17 protein-coding genes are annotated in these 17,206 nt (G+C 36.6%); 4 read left to right on the top strand and 13 right to left on the bottom strand.

Features of this window, described 5'->3' with window-relative positions; all coding sequences use genetic code 11:
- Positions 1-83: 83 nt before the first annotated feature.
- The 5 genes from ACFFHT_RS05100 to iolB all read right to left on the bottom strand — a co-directional run bounded on the left by ACFFHT_RS05100 (position 84) and on the right by iolB (position 5,439).
- Complete coding sequence (locus ACFFHT_RS05100) at positions 84-839, bottom strand: DeoR/GlpR family DNA-binding transcription regulator (RefSeq protein WP_382374072.1); 756 nt, start codon at positions 837-839, stop codon at positions 84-86.
- Between the two features lie 114 nt (positions 840-953).
- Positions 954-2,192, bottom strand: a complete 1,239-nt coding sequence (locus ACFFHT_RS05095; RefSeq protein ID WP_382374070.1) for a four-carbon acid sugar kinase family protein — start codon at positions 2,190-2,192, stop codon at positions 954-956.
- A gap of 1 nt (position 2,193) precedes the next feature.
- Entirely contained in the window at positions 2,194-3,189 is a 996-nt protein-coding gene (locus tag ACFFHT_RS05090; protein WP_382374068.1) for a 2-keto-3-deoxygluconate permease, read from the bottom strand.
- A 28-nt stretch (positions 3,190-3,217) separates the two neighbouring features.
- Positions 3,218-4,216 carry a 4-hydroxythreonine-4-phosphate dehydrogenase PdxA gene (gene pdxA, locus ACFFHT_RS05085; RefSeq protein WP_382374066.1) on the bottom strand — a complete coding sequence of 333 codons (999 nt, stop codon included), beginning with the start codon at positions 4,214-4,216 and terminating at the stop codon, positions 3,218-3,220.
- 398 nt (positions 4,217-4,614) lie between these two features.
- Positions 4,615-5,439: a 5-deoxy-glucuronate isomerase gene (iolB, locus tag ACFFHT_RS05080; protein WP_382374064.1), complete on the bottom strand. Its 825-nt coding sequence runs from the start codon at positions 5,437-5,439 to the stop codon at positions 4,615-4,617.
- Positions 5,440-5,666: 227 nt separating this feature from the next.
- Between iolB and ACFFHT_RS05075 the strand changes: the two genes are divergently transcribed.
- A complete protein-coding gene (locus tag ACFFHT_RS05075; protein WP_382374062.1) occupies positions 5,667-7,181 on the top strand; it encodes a CoA-acylating methylmalonate-semialdehyde dehydrogenase in 1,515 nt (504 codons plus the stop codon).
- A 121-nt stretch (positions 7,182-7,302) separates the two neighbouring features.
- On the opposite strand, the gene ACFFHT_RS05070 is transcribed toward ACFFHT_RS05075, so the two are convergent.
- The 3 genes from ACFFHT_RS05070 to ACFFHT_RS05060 all read right to left on the bottom strand — a co-directional run bounded on the left by ACFFHT_RS05070 (position 7,303) and on the right by ACFFHT_RS05060 (position 8,619).
- On the bottom strand, positions 7,303-7,632 hold the full coding sequence (locus tag ACFFHT_RS05070) for a MaoP family protein (protein ID WP_382374060.1): 330 nt from the start codon (positions 7,630-7,632) through the stop codon (positions 7,303-7,305).
- A gap of 70 nt (positions 7,633-7,702) precedes the next feature.
- Positions 7,703-8,341 carry a thiol:disulfide interchange protein DsbA gene (gene dsbA, locus ACFFHT_RS05065; RefSeq protein ID WP_382374058.1) on the bottom strand — a complete coding sequence of 213 codons (639 nt, stop codon included), beginning with the start codon at positions 8,339-8,341 and terminating at the stop codon, positions 7,703-7,705.
- Positions 8,342-8,352: 11 nt separating this feature from the next.
- Positions 8,353-8,619, bottom strand: coding sequence for a YihD family protein (locus ACFFHT_RS05060; protein ID WP_382374056.1), 267 nt, complete (start codon positions 8,617-8,619; stop codon positions 8,353-8,355).
- 76 nt (positions 8,620-8,695) lie between these two features.
- Here ACFFHT_RS05060 and mobA point away from each other — a divergent pair, with 76 nt between their 5' ends.
- The 3 genes from mobA to ACFFHT_RS05045 are packed head-to-tail and all read left to right on the top strand — an operon-like array spanning position 8,696 to position 10,930.
- Entirely contained in the window at positions 8,696-9,283 is a 588-nt protein-coding gene (gene mobA, locus ACFFHT_RS05055; RefSeq protein WP_382374054.1) for a molybdenum cofactor guanylyltransferase MobA, read from the top strand.
- Position 9,284: 1 nt separating this feature from the next.
- Complete coding sequence (locus ACFFHT_RS05050; protein WP_382374052.1) at positions 9,285-9,557, top strand: ACT domain-containing protein; 273 nt, start codon at positions 9,285-9,287, stop codon at positions 9,555-9,557.
- An 11-nt stretch (positions 9,558-9,568) separates the two neighbouring features.
- A complete protein-coding gene (locus tag ACFFHT_RS05045) occupies positions 9,569-10,930 on the top strand; it encodes a PFL family protein (RefSeq protein ID WP_382374051.1) in 1,362 nt (453 codons plus the stop codon).
- 63 nt (positions 10,931-10,993) lie between these two features.
- On the opposite strand, the gene ACFFHT_RS05040 is transcribed toward ACFFHT_RS05045, so the two are convergent.
- From ACFFHT_RS05040 to deoC, 5 genes are all read right to left on the bottom strand, one after another.
- Positions 10,994-12,523: a pyridoxal phosphate-dependent decarboxylase family protein gene (locus ACFFHT_RS05040; RefSeq protein ID WP_382374049.1), complete on the bottom strand. Its 1,530-nt coding sequence runs from the start codon at positions 12,521-12,523 to the stop codon at positions 10,994-10,996.
- 90 nt (positions 12,524-12,613) lie between these two features.
- The gene (locus tag ACFFHT_RS05035) at positions 12,614-13,984 is read right to left on the bottom strand and encodes a diaminobutyrate--2-oxoglutarate transaminase (protein WP_382374047.1); all 1,371 of its coding nucleotides are present in this window, start codon (positions 13,982-13,984) and stop codon (positions 12,614-12,616) included.
- Between the two features lie 372 nt (positions 13,985-14,356).
- The gene (gene deoD, locus ACFFHT_RS05030; RefSeq protein WP_382374045.1) at positions 14,357-15,073 is read right to left on the bottom strand and encodes a purine-nucleoside phosphorylase; all 717 of its coding nucleotides are present in this window, start codon (positions 15,071-15,073) and stop codon (positions 14,357-14,359) included.
- A gap of 14 nt (positions 15,074-15,087) precedes the next feature.
- Complete coding sequence (locus ACFFHT_RS05025; RefSeq protein ID WP_382374043.1) at positions 15,088-16,320, bottom strand: phosphopentomutase; 1,233 nt, start codon at positions 16,318-16,320, stop codon at positions 15,088-15,090.
- A 28-nt stretch (positions 16,321-16,348) separates the two neighbouring features.
- Positions 16,349-17,128 (bottom strand): deoxyribose-phosphate aldolase, encoded by a 780-nt coding sequence (deoC, locus tag ACFFHT_RS05020; RefSeq protein WP_382374041.1) that lies wholly within the window; start codon positions 17,126-17,128, stop codon positions 16,349-16,351.
- Positions 17,129-17,206 lie beyond the last annotated feature (78 nt).

The raw sequence follows: 17,206 nt of genomic DNA, 5'->3' as shown, positions 1-17,206 counted from the left end.
TGAGGGGCATGTGAAGTAATAGGCCCTTATAGGGTAGCCTAAAAACCGCACGTTTTACGTGCGGATTGTTATTATTTCATTTTTCATACTAAAGCTAATTTAAATTCCTGTTGTTTTAATCTCTGCACCACTACATCTGAAAGATTAGAATCCGTTACAATATCCGTAAATTGTGGTAGTTGTGCTACGCTAAATAATGAATATTTTCCATATTTACTACTATCAGCAACTAAAACTCTACGTGCAGCATTACGTAACAAATAGCTTTTTAAATTCGCTTTATCTTCTGTAGGAGCTGTCACCCCTTTTTCCAAACTCCAAGAATTACAACTCACAAAGGCAAGGTCTGGATTAATACTTTGTAATAATTGGATACTATGATTTCCAATACAAGATTGACTTGAATTATCAATATAACCACCAGTCAACATCAAATCGATCTGTTTATACTCAGATAAAAACAACGCAATATGCAGATCGGTAGTAATCACTCGTAACGGCAAATGTGCAACTTTCTTAGCAATACAGAGTGTCGTTGTTCCTGCATCTAATACAATCGAGTCACCAGCTTTAATGAAAGAAGCAACATAATCTGCAATTCGTGCCTTTTCCACCACAAATTTTAATTGTTTTTCATTTGTAGTTGGTTGGGAAGCAATAAACTTATTTAGACTGACACCACCATGTGTACGAATAATCGAACCTTGTTCATTTAACTTAATCAGATCTCGTCTGATGGTTGCAGGAGAGGCTGATGTTACTTTTACTAATTGATCAACCGTTGCAATATTGTTGTTCTTTAAAAAAAGCAGAATTTGTTCTAAACGATCGGGGGACATAATACACTCGCAATATTAAGGCATACATTAAAACTTAATGTATGCCTGATAAGAAATGGCTTAATTATTCACTAAATTCTTATTTTTCTCAAATCCTTCGATCTTGAACTAAATTTATACTCTTTCTTTAATCATACGTAATAAATCCTTATTACCAAATCCTCCTGACTTAGTCATAACAATTAATCCTTGATATTTAGTATTATCAATTTTGCATAACGGGACTCCTGGTACAATAGAAAATAATAATCGCATTTCAGTAATATTCATCTTATTCAATAACATCGCAGCTCCATCACCACCAAATAAAATTAGCGAATCAAAATGCTCATTGTCCAGACAAAATAATCCTAGTTCTGCTAAATCTTTTGCAAGAATCCTAGCAATACTATTTATATTCCCATCTTGTACAGGTGCTTTTGTTGGATTAGCTCTAATAATAACATTATCTTTACTAGATTTAATTAATACACCTAATTGTTGTTTCAAAGCACTTGAAGATATTTCATGATTTAACAATTGTAATGGTGAAGGATTAAATACTATTGAACTACCACCAGCATGAGAAATATATTCATCTACTTGCTGTTGACTAGTTTCATGAATAGATGTTACTAAAATTAAAGATCTTCCTAATGATAGATTTTTATTACTGCTCTCACCATAAATATTAAATTGCATATCTAATTTATTTGCCAAACCTGCAGAACCTACGGGAATAATACTATTTCCAAGATCATTAATAACATTTCCAATGATTGACAAATCATCTTCTGTTACTGCATCAATGATAAATTGATCAGAAGAAGATGATAGTATTTGCTTTATCAATTCCTTTTCGGTTTTACCAGTTAAAAGTACTGCATTAGGTAATAAATCCACCATTTTAGACGATAATACTGGGCAAATAGCATCCTTGCCTGATGGAGTATCTTTAACAGGAACATCATTCACATATAAAATTCCATTATGAATAGTTCTTCCCATTTCAGGATAAGCAGAACAAATAATAGCTTTTGCATTAGGATATAATCTTTTCCATGCTTTTAATGCACCATCTATTTGATATTTAACAGATCCCCTCATTGTAGAATCTATTTTCAAATATAATTGTGTAATGCCATTTTTAATTCCTGCAATAACAGCATCATACGTTCTATCACTTGCCAAGTTACCCAAAGCCCTAGAATCCGTTGAAACTGTAAATACATTTGCTTGAGAAAAATCCGCCATATTCAACGATTCATCATTAGTTTCTAATATAGTGGAATATCCTTTGCTAGCAAACATTATCTCCGTATCATTAGCACCTGTAAGATCATCAGCTACAACTAATAAACGATTTTCTTTCATCTTAAAGTTCTCCTTTTTTATCTTCCACTAAGCCACCTTGGCGTTTTAATACCCATGCAGCTAATAAAGGAGCTACAATAGCTGATACAAGTACCGCTGCTGCAATTTGTGCAGTAGCTGTTTGAACATAAGGGGCAAAGCTTGGATCTGCTTGAACTACAATCTCTGGTGTAATAATTGCATTCCCCGCTGTACTGCCAGCAGCGAAACCAATTCCAGATAAGTTACCTCTTCTTAAAATAGCTTTATAACCAAAGAAAACTAAAAATCCAGTTAAGACTGATGACAAGATACCTAAAATAATTCCTGTTGCTCCACCAGTAACAATTGCATGTAAATTAATTCCTGTACCTAGTGCAAAAGCAAAGAAAGGAATCACAATTGCTCCTGTTGGTTTCATTAAATTAGTCCACTTTTGATCCAAGTTTCCAATTACCATACCTATTAGCAAAGGTAATACAGCAGCCAACATCAAAGAAAAAGGAATATCTGCTAATCCAGATGCACCCAAAAAAAGTAAAACAAAGAATGGCCCATCATTTACAGCAGATGCAATATAAGCTCCTCTATCTCGATAATCTCCATATTTACCAGTGAATGCTAACCAAATACCTCCATTTGAATTCGCTACAACAGTAAGCATTGCTAACAAAGAAATACCCAAAATACCATCATTACCAAGAATTAACCCTAATAGAGTAACTAGTGCTGCTGGAATAATCGTTTTAAATAATAAAACAACTCCTGTATGAGCTAAAACAGGCCCAGAACTTCTTAATGTAATTTGCATACCAGTTGAAAAAATTAATAATGCAATTAATGGCCCAGCAGAAGACTTAAATAATGCCGTGGTAAACGAACCCAATCCGAGAAAATTTGGGAAAAATGTACCTATAATCGACCCCAATACCAAAGGAATAACCATCGCACCACCAGATATTTTATTCATACCATCATACAAAGAGACTATTGATTGAGAAGTTTGATTAGCTGACATACAGTTCTCCTTACACTATGTGTATAATTTATTTAGTAAACTTAATTTGTGCCATTTGTGCTGCAAGATAAAGTGCTTCACTCATACTTTTACTATCAGCAATACCTTGGCCAGCAATAGGGAAGGCTGTTCCGTGATCAACAGATGTACGAATAAATGGTAACCCCACGGTAACATTTACACCTGTATCAAAGCCTAATAATTTGATTGGAATATGACCTTGGTCGTGATACATCACGACTACAATATCGAATTCATCTAGGTTAGCAGCTCGATGAAAAACTGTATCTGGAGGAATTGGACCAAATACATTAATGCCTAATGCTCTAGCCGCATCAATCGCAGGGACAATCTCCTTACTATCCTCATCGCCAAACATACCATTTTCACCAGAATGTGGATTTAGCCCAGCAACAGCTACTCTTGGCACTTTGAAACCTAACATTTTGGCATTTTCATCAGCTAATTTAATAACTGTTAAAACTCTTTCTTTCTTAACTAAATCACACACCTTACGTAATTGAACATGCGTTGTTACATGAATCACACGTAATTTTGGACTTACTAACATCATTGAATAATCTTTTGTACCACTCAATATTGCTAATATTTCAGTATGCCCTGGGAACATCTTGCCACCAGCATGTAAAGCCTCTTTATTTAGTGGTGCAGTCACTACTGCATGAATTTTGTTTGCCATCGCATACTGTACAGCCTGTTCTATATATTCATATGCTGCACATCCCGCTCTTGGATCGACATGTGAATAAGGTAAATCTGCAGCTACATTATCTAAATCTACTAAATCAATATAACCATACTCTGATGAAAATCCTTCCAACTCATTAATCACTCTAAGTTTTAATGGTGACTTTAATAGCTCGATTGCTCTAGCCATTATTTTTTTATCCCCAATAACAAGGGGGTGAGCAAGCTCATACAAATGTTGATCAGCAAGTGCTTTTACAATCACTTCTGCACCAATACCTGCAGCATCTCCCATTGTTATTCCTAAAATTGGTTTCATTTTATACTCCTTGAACAATGAAAATTAAGTTTGTGATTAAAGTTAATCACAATTAATAAAATCAAACAATAAAATACATTTAATCTCTTCTAAAGAAAGAATGTTTAAATTTCAAACATTGAAATCTATTCTACCATTCTCAATTTTCCCATTATCTCAATCATAAAATTAAGATTAAAAACAATGATATAAAAAACAATACTATCAAAAAGATTACAAACTTTTGATACGACTCAGTATATAGAAGTAAAAAAACAAAAACTGTGCGAGAGATCACATTTTGATCAAAAACAATCAAATAGATTTTATTTAATCAAAATAATGATTTTTTAGTCATAAAAAAGCCAACTACAAGAGTTGGCAAGGTGAGTTAAGGAAGAATAATTAAGAAACAATATTTATTTAGTAAACTTATTGGCGTAGGCTTCCGTATTGATCCATTGATGATCTTTTTCCCAAGTAAAACGCCATTTTCTTACTGGACCAGCCATCACATTTAAATAATAGTTATTATAGCCAGCAATCGTTGCGACTGGGTGATAACCTTTAGGAACTTGAACGACATCTCCATCATATACCGCCATACATTCATCTAAACTGCGGTCATCGGTATAAACACGTTGTAAGCAGAAGCCTTGACTTGGTTCAAAACGATGATAATAGGTTTCTTCTAAGTAAGTTTCTGTTTCACAATTTTTCTGATCGTGCTTATGGCTTGGGAAAGAGCTCGTACATCCTTCGTCAGTAAAGACTTCAACTACCAGTAATGCATCTGCTGGTTCAGTTTCTGGCAAAATATTATGTACCAAACGTTTATTATTACCATAGCCTCGCTTTTCAACGCCAACATCTTCTGGTGTGATCAAGCGTACAGGTAAGTTACCTTGACTTGGTGCTCGACAAATTGCAATTTCTGTTTCACTTTCTGCTAAAATTTGAACATTTTTATGATGAGGAACATATAACGAATAAGGTGGAATACGTTCAAATGGTGATTGGCGATTACCAATACGTTCATAAGTTTTACCGTCAACTTCAAACGTTGCATACCCCCTTATCATCACAAAACAGACTTCCGTTTCTGACGTATCAAATTGATACTGTTTGCCTACTGACAAATGCAATAATTCAAAGCCAACATACTCCCAACCTGCACTTGCTGGAGTGATTTTTTGACGAAAACCATCAATAATTTTTTTTGATTTGGCTAATAATTGACTCATAAAAACCTCTTTTTTATATACATTATGCTAATTAGAAAGTTACTCAAGTATAGGTCATAAAAGCTGATCAATGAACTTTGTTTTTTCTAAGATACAACATAGATCACAAAATAAAACAAAAAATATATTTTAAAAATATTTTTATTTGAAATTTTTATTTCATAAGAGTATGGTTATCTCCATTACCAAGAAAGAAAATGTTAAACAAACTTAAGATGAGGGTAATTATGACTCAAGTTATTCCAAATTTTATTAACGGACAAATCGTTGAAAGCCAAAGTCAAAGAAATTCTTTTGTATATAACCCAGCAACGGGTGAACAAACTAAACAGGTAAAACTAAGTACTGTTAGTGAAATGGAACAAGCCATTAGTGCTGCACAAGCGGCTTTTCCAGAATGGTCGCAACAATCTCCATTACGCCGTGCAAGAATTCTTTTTAAATTCAAAGAATTATTAGAAAAAAACTTTGATAACCTTGCTCGTTTAATTACTAATGAACACGGTAAAATTTATTCCGATTCTATTGGGGAATTAACTCGTGGTTTAGAAGTTGTTGAGTTTGCAACAGGTATCCCACACTTACTAAAAGGAGAATTTTCTGCCAATGTAGGTCGTGGAATTGACAGTTTCTCTATTATGCAACCACTAGGCGTTGTTGCTGGGATTACACCATTTAACTTCCCAGCAATGGTGCCAATGTGGATGTTCCCTGTTGCTTTAGCTTGTGGAAATACGTTCGTATTAAAACCATCAGAAAAAGATCCTTCTCTTTCTATTCGTTTAGCTGAATTATTAAAAGAAGCAGGCTTACCAGATGGCGTGTTTAACGTTGTTCAAGGTGATAAAGAAGTTGTTGATGTGCTATTACGTGATCCTCGTATTCAAGCAGTTAGTTTTGTTGGTTCAACACCTATCGCACAATATATTTATGAAGTTGGATCTGCACACGGTAAACGAGTTCAAGCCTTAGGTGGTGCGAAAAATCACGCATTAATTATGCCTGATGCCGACATTGAAACAACTGCTAATGCACTATTAGGTGCAGCTTTCGGTGCTGCTGGTGAACGTTGTATGGCACTTTCTGTCGCTGTTACCGTAGATGATAAAGTTGCAGATGCATTAGTTGAAAGTTTAACACCAAAAGTAAAAGCCTTGCGTATCGGTCCAGGAATTTTACCTGAAGGTGAAAAAGAAAATGATATGGGACCACTAATTTCTAAAGAACATTTAGCTAAAGTAGCTGGCTATGTTGATTCAGGTGTTGCAGAAGGTGCAAAATTAGTCGTTGATGGTCGTGGATATAAAGTTGCTGGTCATGAAAACGGTTATTTCATTGGCGGTACTTTATTTGATAACGTCACTACTGATATGAAAATTTATCAGGAAGAAATTTTCGGCCCAGTATTAGCCATCGTGCGAGCGAAAAATTATGACGAAGCTATCAAGCTAATTAATGACCATCAATACGGTAACGGCAGTGCAATTTTCACTAGCGATGGTGATGCAGCTCGTCAATATAGTCATGATGTCAAAGCTGGTATGGTCGGCATTAACATTCCAATTCCAGTACCAATGGCGTTCCACTGTTTCGGTGGTTGGAAATCATCAATTTTTGGCCCATTAAATGCTTACGGTCCAGATGGTGTTCGTTTCTATACAAGAATGAAAACTGTAACTAGTCGCTGGCCAAATCATAAAGTCAGAGAACAAGGTGCAGCATTTAGTATGCCAACTTTATAAATTTAAATAAAAATAAGCCCTTAAATTGAGTGTGTATGATATTGTTGTCATACACATTTTTTTATTTATTTCTCAAGAAAAAAGCCTGCAATTAGCAGGCTTCACTTTACAACATCACGAATTAATCTGCATTGTAATCATCAACATTATCATTAGCCAATACACCAGAAAGTGTATAGACACGTTTCGTACGTGAAATACGTGAACGATATTTGTCCCAAGTTTTTTCAAAAAAAGTTTCTGCTGGACGCTCACCACGACAAAACGCAACAAATTGTTTTTCTTCTTCAGTTACAGGTGCACGAGTACCTTTATCCAACTCAAGGAATGCTAAACCATGTGCTTCTAACGCTTGTGATTCACGAATTGTGTAATCACCATGACGAGCAAAACCACGTGGATAATTTTTATCGTCAAAGAAACGACGAGTAACACTAAAACTTTCAGCCATAATAAAATCCTTCACATTTAAGAGCTCACGAAAAAAGTCGCATTTAAGGCAACTTTTTACCAGAAGTCAATTATTTTTTTAATAAAAATTGGGTAAGGTCAACATAACGTTGTACAAATTCATCCAATGTTTTCACATTCGCGAATCCACTATCATTACCTGTTTCAATATGGTATTTACCATTAATATAGAAATCTGGCACGCCACGAACCTTAAACTCTTCTGCCGCTTTTTCTTGTTTTGTAACTAACGCATTTACTGCAAAACTATTAATTGCACCATCAAACTCTTTACCATCAATTCCACTATTAATAAAAATTTGACGAATATCATCCATAGAATTTAAGTTATTTTTTTGTGCGGCTTCAAATAATGGAGCACGAACCTTATCCTCTGCACCAATCGCCATTGCTAACGCCCAAGCACGAGTAAGATTTGCTGATTGAGCGCCTAAAAAATTCACATGGTACTGTTTAAAAGTAACGCCTGTCGGTAAGGATTGTTTGATTTTTTCTGGAATTTGGAATTTCATTTCATAATCATAACAATGTGGGCAATAAAAGGAGAAAAATTGAATAACTTCTTTTTGTTCTGATTGCGGTAGCGTTAATGCAGAATAGTCTTTACCTTCTGTAAAATTTGCAGCTGATACAAATGGTGTGGCAACTGCAACCATCAAACTTGCCAATACAAGCCATAATTTTTTCATAACATAACTCCTTATTTAATAATTCCTCTTGCTTTTAACAAAGCTGTTTTAAAATCTTCTTCATAGTCTTTTTTTATCCCTGGAATTGGCTCATTTTTATCTTTTCCAGCCATTTTGAGATGATAAATAATAATTTCATCACTCAATTCTGCCAATTCACCATTAAAACCAGCTTCTTGCGCGATTTTTTGTAAAATTTGGGTAAGATTGAGATCAGGATCTTTTGACCAATAGGGTTGTAGTAGTTCCAAAACTTCATTTAAACGGTGGCATTTCATCTTGCAATTCCTCTCACTGTTTTGCACAGGTGTGCGATAATACCACTTAAATTTTTAATTGCCAAAAGAGATCGATATGTCAGAAAAAATAACTGCGGTAATTTTATGCGGAGGTAAAGCTCAACGCATGAATGGTACGGATAAAGGATTGCAGCAACTCGCTAATAAACCCTTATATCAGTGGGTTTATGAAGTTATCGCTCCTCAGGTTGATCAAGTGATGATCAGTGCCAATCGCTCCCTCGATCAATATGCAGAAAGTGACTTACCCATTATTACCGATTCAATAACAGGTTTTTTAGGACCTCTGAGCGGTATGTTAACTGGATTACAACAGGCTAAAACGGATTGGGTACTATTTGTCCCTTGTGATACGCCTTATTTACCAGTAAATTTAGTAGAAAAGTTAATGACTGCTCGACAAGCAGATACTGATGTCATTTATGTAACTGATGGTGAGCGAGAACACCCAACCTGTTGCTTATTACATAGAAATTTAATACCTGCTTTAGAAGAATATTTACAACAAGGACAACGTCGAGTTTTAGGTTTTATGCAACAACATCATTATCAAACGGTGGATTTCTCTACTGAGAAACAACATTTTATTAATATCAATTCACTCGATGAATTACAGTTTTATAGCCAACAAGAGGAAAAGTGAAATGAACCAATCTGTATTAACGGTAATCGGAAAAGACCGCATTGGCATTGTGTACGATGTGGCGAAATTATTAGCAGAACAACAAATTAATATCGTCAACATCAGTCAACAATTAATGGATGGCTATTTTACGATGATTTTGTTAGTCGATACCACAGAATGTCAAAAGGATTATCAAACCCTTGCCGCTTATTGTACTGAAGAAGGACAAAAACTAGGTCTCGATCTTCGTTTACAAAATACTGAAATTTTTAATGCTATGTATCGAATTTAAGGATTATCCCAATGAGTAATAGTATTCAATCTTATGAAATCCTAGAAACGTTACGTATGGTTTCAGATCAGAATTTCGACGTAAGAACAATTACGATCGGGATCGATCTTCATGATTGTATTAGTGATGATATTGAAGTTTTAAACCAAAAAATTTATGACAAGATTGTGCGGATTGGCGGTGATTTAGTACAAACTGCTCGAGAACTCTCGGCAAAATATGGGATTCCTATTGTTAATCAGCGGATTTCAGTTACCCCAATAGCTCAAATTGCTGCAGCGACAAAAGCAACCTCTTATGTTTCTGTGGCACAAACCTTAGATCGTGCGGCAAAAGCGATTGGTGTTTCTTTTATTGGCGGTTTTTCAGCTCTTGTACATAAAGGAATGAGTCCTGCCGATGAAATTTTAATTCGTTCCATTCCTGAGGCAATGAAATTAACTGATATTGTGTGTAGTTCAATTAATATTGGTTCAACCAAAGCGGGAATTAATATGGATGCAGTTAAATTAGCAGGCGAGGTGATTAAACAAACTGCCGAAATTACCCCCGAAGGATTTGGTTGTGCCAAAATCGTGGTGTTCTGTAATGCAGTTGAAGATAATCCATTTATGGCAGGTGCATTTCACGGCTCAGGTGAGGGAGATGCGGTAATCAATGTTGGCGTTTCTGGTCCTGGCGTTGTAAAAGCTGCATTAGAAAGTAGCCAAGCCACTACTTTAACCGAAGTCGCTGAGGTAGTGAAAAAAACTGCTTTTAAAATTACACGTGTCGGGGAATTAATTGGTCAAGAAGCGAGTAAACGCCTCGGTATTCCTTTCGGTATTCTTGACTTATCTTTAGCACCAACTCCCGCTATTGGCGATAGTGTGGCACGCATTTTAGAACAAATGGGACTGAGTGTATGTGGTACTCACGGTACGACTGCCGCACTTGCATTACTAAATGATGCCGTGAAAAAAGGTGGTATGATGGCGAGTAGTTCAGTTGGTGGATTAAGCGGTGCATTTATTCCTGTATCTGAAGATGAGGGAATGATCGCTGCAGCGAAAGAGGGTGTTCTCACTCTTGATAAACTCGAAGCGATGACAGCAGTATGTTCTGTTGGTTTGGATATGATTGCTGTACCAGGCTATACTTCTGCAAGTACTATCTCTGGCATTATTGCCGATGAAGCTGCCATTGGTATGATTAATAGTAAAACTACGGCGGTACGCATTATTCCTGTGCCAAATAAAGATGTCGGTGAAATGGTAGAATTTGGTGGGTTACTTGGTTATGCACCAATTATGCCAGTGAAAGAAGGATCTTGTGAGGTCTTTGTTAATCGTGGCGGACGTATTCCTGCCCCAGTGCAGTCATTGAAAAACTAAATCTTTATAAATAAATGCCCGATAACATCGGGCATTATTCATTTTTCAAGGCTGTAAATAAGATTACAGCGCGATTGGTGGCACATAATCTCCTGAAACAATCGCTGATTTAATGCGTTCTGCTTCGTTTACGACTTGCTCTAATAATGCTTTAACATTCTCAATAGTCGCAATTGGACTTAATGTTGTCATTTTTAACGCCTGTACTCCATTCACTTTAGTAACGCCAATATTCGCTTCACCACGAGCAAATAATTCATCTGCCACATTTTGATTCAATGCGTCAATAAATTCTGATGGATACTCTTCAGGGCAAATACGGAATAATACCGAAGCAAATTGCGGCTCGACTAACATCTCTAACATCGGTTGTGCATTAATATAATCACTTACTTCTTTTGCTAGATAGATCCCATGATCAATCATTGATGCATAAAGATCCTCTCCCAATGCTTCCATCGTGAACCATAATTTTAGTGCGTCAAAACGGCGAGTCGTTTGTAACGACTTTGCCACTAAATTTGGTACACCATATTCTTCATCATACTCAGAATTAAGATAATCCGCTTTATAATCAATGAAACGAAAATCTCTTTCATCTTTTAATAAAAATGCACCACAAGAAATAGTTTGGAAAAAATGCTTATGAAAATCGAGCGTAATGGAATCCGCTTGTTCTAATCCATTCAACCAATGACGGAAATTTTGTGACAAGATTAATGCCCCGCCCCAAGCTGCATCAATATGTAGCCAAGAGTCATACCGCTTCACAATTTCACTGATAGTAGCAATATCATCAATAGCACCAGCATCCGTTGTTCCTGCTGTCGCTACGACACAACCAATAAATTTTCCTTGTGCAGTTAATTCTGCTAAAGTAGATTCTAACGCTACAACATCCATTTGGGCATTTTGATTGGTCGGTATAGTAACAACTGACTGAAATCCCATTCCCATCATTGCCATATTTTTCTGCACTGAGAAATGGGCATTCTCAGAACAGATAATTTTGACCTTTTGTAACGCTTCCGCAGGTAATCCCTGTTGTTGTACTAACCATTCAGAACCATCTTCATTTTTCCAATGTTTAGCTACACAAGCATCTCGTGCAAGCAATACCCCCATTAAATTAGATTGCGTACCACCAGAAGTGAATACCCCAGCAGTGCCTTTGCCATAACCAACTTTTTGACGTAACCAATCAATAAGCTGTTCTTCCATAATCGACCCAGCTGGACTTTGATCCCAAGAATCCATTGATTGGTTAGTCGCATTAATAAACACTTCAGCAATTTGGCTAGTTACCATCGTTGGACAGTGTAAATGAGCTAATGAATGAGGATGATGGACTTTTAAACTTGGATGAAGAAAAATATCAGTAAGATGCTGCAAGGTTTTTTCAATTCCAGCTCCCTCTTTAGTTGTTTTAAACTGAATTGTCGGGCGAATCTGACGAATACTTCCCCCTGTATACATCTTATCATTCTGCATCCATTCACAAACTGCTGTAACCGCTTGCTGCATTGCAGTTTGGTAATCATTGATCGATCTGGGATCACGGCAAAATAATGCCCGTTTATGTTGATTTAACATAACTAAATTCCTACATAAATTGGTTGATCGCTATTGATAAAAAGTACGAGAACTAGCTCGTACTTTTATCAATCATAAGTGGAGTAATAATTAATTACTCTGCCCTTGTTGTAACGCATCTACTAAAGCTAGGGTAAAGCGTTTGATCATCTCTTCACATTCAGCTTGTGTAATGATAATTGGACAAAGAACACGAACAACATTTCCATTTCGTCCACCACGCTCAAGTAATAATCCATTGTTAAAGCACGCTTTTTGAATTGCTGTAGCTAAATCTGGATTACCTGGATACGCACCTGTACGATCTGGTTGTTTAGTTGGATCAACAATTTCAATTCCCATCATCAAACCGCGTCCACGAATATGCCCTATGCAAGGATATTCTTTCGCTAAGTTTTGTAATGCAGATTTTAAATATTCGCCACGTTCTTTTGCATTTTGCGCTAGATTTTGCTCTCGCATAATTTTTAATGATGCATAGCCTGTCGCCATCGCTAATTGATTACCGCGGAATGTTCCTGTATGTCCCGCTGGTTTCCAAACATCAAACTCCTTGCGAATCGCTAACACTGCCAATGGTAAACTACCACCCACAGCTTTAGACATTACAACAATATCCGGCTCAATACCTGCGTGTTCAAAAGCAAACATTTCACCAGAACGACAGAATCCAGCTTGTACTTCATCTAGAATCAATAGGATGCCGTGTTTTTGGGTAACTTCTCTTACTTTTTGCAAGAATTTCGCTGGTGCTGGCACCACACCACCTTCGCCCTGAATCGCTTCTAAAATAACGGCTGCTGGTTTAACAACACCACTTTCCACATCTTCAATGAAATTCTCAAAATAAGCAGTAACGGCTTCAACACCAGCCTCGCCACCAATACCGAATGGACAACGATATTCATGTGGATATGGCATAAACTGCACGCCAGCCATCAAATTTTGTACGGCATTTTTTGCACTTAAATTGCCTGTTAGCGAAAGAGAACCATGAGTCATACCATGAAATCCACCTGAAAAGGCAATCACATTGCCACGTCCAGTATAGGTTTTAGCTAATTTAATCGCTGCTTCATTAGCATCTGCACCTGATGGTCCACAAAATTGCAAACAATATTTATCTTTAGGAAAGAAAGATAACAATTCTTCAGTAAATGCATCTTTCAATGGTGTAGTTAAATCTAAAGTATGTAATGGCAAATCACTTGCCACAGTATCTAAAATAGCTTGTTTAATTGCTGGATGGTTATGCCCTAACGCTAACGTTCCTGCACCTGCTAAGAAATCAAGGTATTCATTGCCTTCCACATCAGTTACCCAACATCCACTGGCCTTCGCAATGGCAAGAGGCAATTTACGCGGATAACTACGCACATTCGATTCCATTTGATTTTGGCGATCTAAATAATAAGCGTTGGTAGCATTATGAATTGATTTTATAGGGGTGATAATTGTCATTTTAAAATAAACCTTCTAATAGAGGTGAAAAAAATAAGTCGGGTGCCTTGCGGGAAGCCTAAGCTTTCTGTTTCCTACAAACAGATGCCATGGGGCATTTGACTCGCTACTTATTAAAAAAAGCGTTTCAGCTTTTTTAATTCTCTTTATGGGGAATAAAGAGAATGTTCCTTTATGCAAACAAGTTGAAAAAGGACGGGCTATAGTACCTATTTTTATTAGAAAGGGAAGATTTTTATCTGAATTTAAACAAATAAAGATAATTACGTTGATTAATTGATTAATTAACAAACAATTTTAATTTTTGTTGTTTATTTGATGAGCAAAAAAATAGCGAGTAATATTACTCGCTATCTAAAATTAACAATAAAATTATTTATCACCAATTAATACTGATTCCAACGCAATTTCAATCATATCATTGAAGGTTAATTGACGTTCTTCTGATGTCGTTTGTTCACCAGTACGAATATGATCAGATACGGTACAGATAGCTAATGCTTTCGCACCATATTCTGCTGCCACAGCATAAATACCTGCTGCTTCCATTTCGACCCCAAGAATGCCGTATTTTTCCATCACATCAAACATTTCCACATCTGGTGTATAGAAAAGATCAGCAGAGAACAAGTTACCAACATGAACTTTAGCTTGTTTTTGTTTTGCTGCTTGCACGGCTGCTTGTGCCATATCAAAGTCTGCAATCGCCGCAAAGTCATTATCTTTGAAACGGATACGGTTCACTTTAGAATCAGTACATGCTCCTAAACCAATAATCACATCACGCACTTTCACATCATTACGTACTGCACCACAAGAACCAACACGAATAATTTTTTTCACACCATATTCCGTAATCAATTCTTTGGCATAGATTGAACAAGATGGAATACCCATTCCATGTCCCATCACAGAAATTTTACGACCTTTATAAGTCCCTGTGTAACCAAGCATATTACGCACATTAGTTACTTCAACCGCATTTTCTAAGAAAGTTTCTGCAATATATTTTGCACGTAATGGATCACCTGGCATTAAAACAACATCTGCAAAAGCACCATCAACAGCATTAATATGTGGAGTAGCCATAAATATCCTCTTCTTTATTTGTTATTAAAATCAATCATTGTTGTACCGTAATCCATTGGACTAAGATCAAAATAATTTGCAATGGTTTGTCCAATATCAGCAAAGGTTTCACGTCTGCCAAAAGATTGTTTTGGTACATTCGCCCCATATAACAATACAGGAATATGTTCACGGGTATGATCTGTACCGCTCCAAGTTGGATCACAGCCATGATCTGCCGTAATGACTAATAGATCATCACCTGTTACTAATTTCAGTAATTCTGGTAAACGTTGATCAAAATATTCTAAAGCAGAAGCATAACCAGCGACATTACGGCGATGTCCGAAGTCAGAGTCAAAGTTTACAAAGTTAGTAAACACGATTGTTTTATCACCGGCTGCTCTCACTTCTTCTAATGTACGATCAAATAGTTCTTCTAAACCAGTTGCTTTGATCTTACGAGTAATCCCTGTATGTGCATAAATATCTGCAATTTTACCGATTGACACCACTTCACCTTGTTTTTCATCAACTAATTTTTGTAAAACAGTGGCTGATGGTGGCTCAATAGAATAATCGTGACGATTACCTGTACGTTGGAAATTACCTGCTTTATCACCAATAAATGGACGTGCAATAACACGACCAATGTTATATCCCTCTAATTCATCTCGTACTAAATGGCAAAGTTCATATAATCTTTCCAAGCCGAAAGTTTCTTCATGACAAGCAATTTGGAATACAGAATCTGCTGAAGTATAGAAAATTGGTTTACCAGTACGCATATGTTCTTCCCCCAATTCATCAAGAATGACTGTTCCTGATGAGTGGCAATTACCTAAGTAACCTGGAATACCTGATTTTTCTACGATACGATCTAATAACTCTTGTGGGAAAGAGTTTTTATGCTCAGGGAAATACCCCCAATCAAATAATACTGGTACTCCTGCAATTTCCCAGTGTCCAGATGGCGTATCTTTACCAGATGAAATTTCTTTTGCGTGAGCATAACCACCAATGATTTCTGCATTTTCGTCTAATCCTGCTGGGAATGTTCCACAAGACTCTTTTGCAGCTAAACCTAAACCAAGTTTGGTTAAGTTTGGTAAGTTTAATGCCCCTTCTCTACCTTCATTAGCTAAACCAGCTGCGCAACGTTCAGCGATATGTCCCAATGTATTTGAGCCAGCATCCCCAAATTTATCTGCATCTGCAGATGCACCAATCCCGAACGAGTCTAGCATCATAATAAATACACGTTTCATAGAATCCTCTCTTAAACGATTACTGTCATTAATAACTTGTGTTGGTAGATACCGCTTCTACCCCTAATGTCGCTAATAAATTATTTAGTAAACCTGACGCACCAAAACGGAAATGACGCGGTGTTAACCATTGTTCACCAAATAAATCTGCAGCAAGCTGTAAATACTGTTGTGCTTCTTCCGCAGTACGCACACCACCAGCTGCTTTAAAACCAACGCGATCTTGGACACCTAAATCACGAATAGTTTCCAACATCACTTTTGCAGCGTCTAATGTTGCATTGACTTTTACTTTTCCTGTTGAAGTTTTAATAAAATCTGCACCTGCTTGAATTGCGATTTCTGATGCTTTACGGATTAACTCTGCTGATTGAAGCTCGCCTGTTTCAATAATGACTTTAAGCAATTTATCGCCACACGCTTGCTTACAAGCAGCAACTAATTCAGCACCAATTTTTTCATCACCTGCCATTAATGCACGGTAAGGAAATACCACATCAACCTCATCTGCACCCGCCTGAATTGCCATTTCTGTTTCACGACGTGCTAATTCAACATCTGCTGCACCTTGTGGAAAATTAGTGACGGTTGCGACAAAAACAGCATTTGTTCCTTGTTGCTGTAATACTTTTTTTGCCGTTGCAATAAATTGTGGGTAAATACAAACTGCAGCTGTCTGCCCAATTGGATTCAATTCTTTTTGGCAAAGTGCTGTGACAATTTCATCGGTATCATCACTATTTAATGTGGTGAGATCCATTAATGATAAAGCTAATTTTGCTGCCTGATTAAGATTTAATGCTGACATAATTATTCCTTTTGTTAGAAAAGCAAACGTTTTCTATCCCCTAATAATAGAACACCACGACATATGTCGTGGTGTTTA

It is taken from the genome of Gallibacterium melopsittaci (genome assembly GCF_042433085.1).
Classification (GTDB): domain Bacteria; phylum Pseudomonadota; class Gammaproteobacteria; order Enterobacterales; family Pasteurellaceae; genus Gallibacterium; species Gallibacterium melopsittaci.
Note: the sequence above shows the minus strand (reverse complement) of the source record. Positions and strands in the feature narration are given on the sequence as shown.

What these genes read in the sequence shown, in the direction of transcription:
- ACFFHT_RS05100 (WP_382374072.1), bottom strand. Translation starts at nt 839, where the DNA reads ATGTCCCCCGATCGTTTAGAACAAATTCTGCTTTTTTTAAAGAACAAC.
- ACFFHT_RS05095 (WP_382374070.1), bottom strand. Translation starts at nt 2,192, where the DNA reads ATGAAAGAAAATCGTTTATTAGTTGTAGCTGATGATCTTACAGGTGCT.
- ACFFHT_RS05090 (WP_382374068.1), bottom strand. Translation starts at nt 3,189, where the DNA reads ATGTCAGCTAATCAAACTTCTCAATCAATAGTCTCTTTGTATGATGGT.
- pdxA (WP_382374066.1), bottom strand. Translation starts at nt 4,216, where the DNA reads ATGAAACCAATTTTAGGAATAACAATGGGAGATGCTGCAGGTATTGGT.
- iolB (WP_382374064.1), bottom strand. Translation starts at nt 5,439, where the DNA reads ATGAGTCAATTATTAGCCAAATCAAAAAAAATTATTGATGGTTTTCGT.
- ACFFHT_RS05075 (WP_382374062.1), top strand. Translation starts at nt 5,667, where the DNA reads ATGACTCAAGTTATTCCAAATTTTATTAACGGACAAATCGTTGAAAGC.
- ACFFHT_RS05070 (WP_382374060.1), bottom strand. Translation starts at nt 7,632, where the DNA reads ATGGCTGAAAGTTTTAGTGTTACTCGTCGTTTCTTTGACGATAAAAAT.
- dsbA (WP_382374058.1), bottom strand. Translation starts at nt 8,341, where the DNA reads ATGAAAAAATTATGGCTTGTATTGGCAAGTTTGATGGTTGCAGTTGCC.
- ACFFHT_RS05060 (WP_382374056.1), bottom strand. Translation starts at nt 8,619, where the DNA reads ATGAAATGCCACCGTTTAAATGAAGTTTTGGAACTACTACAACCCTAT.
- mobA (WP_382374054.1), top strand. Translation starts at nt 8,696, where the DNA reads ATGTCAGAAAAAATAACTGCGGTAATTTTATGCGGAGGTAAAGCTCAA.
- ACFFHT_RS05050 (WP_382374052.1), top strand. Translation starts at nt 9,285, where the DNA reads ATGAACCAATCTGTATTAACGGTAATCGGAAAAGACCGCATTGGCATT.
- ACFFHT_RS05045 (WP_382374051.1), top strand. Translation starts at nt 9,569, where the DNA reads ATGAGTAATAGTATTCAATCTTATGAAATCCTAGAAACGTTACGTATG.
- ACFFHT_RS05040 (WP_382374049.1), bottom strand. Translation starts at nt 12,523, where the DNA reads ATGTTAAATCAACATAAACGGGCATTATTTTGCCGTGATCCCAGATCG.
- ACFFHT_RS05035 (WP_382374047.1), bottom strand. Translation starts at nt 13,984, where the DNA reads ATGACAATTATCACCCCTATAAAATCAATTCATAATGCTACCAACGCT.
- deoD (WP_382374045.1), bottom strand. Translation starts at nt 15,073, where the DNA reads ATGGCTACTCCACATATTAATGCTGTTGATGGTGCTTTTGCAGATGTT.
- ACFFHT_RS05025 (WP_382374043.1), bottom strand. Translation starts at nt 16,320, where the DNA reads ATGAAACGTGTATTTATTATGATGCTAGACTCGTTCGGGATTGGTGCA.
- deoC (WP_382374041.1), bottom strand. Translation starts at nt 17,128, where the DNA reads ATGTCAGCATTAAATCTTAATCAGGCAGCAAAATTAGCTTTATCATTA.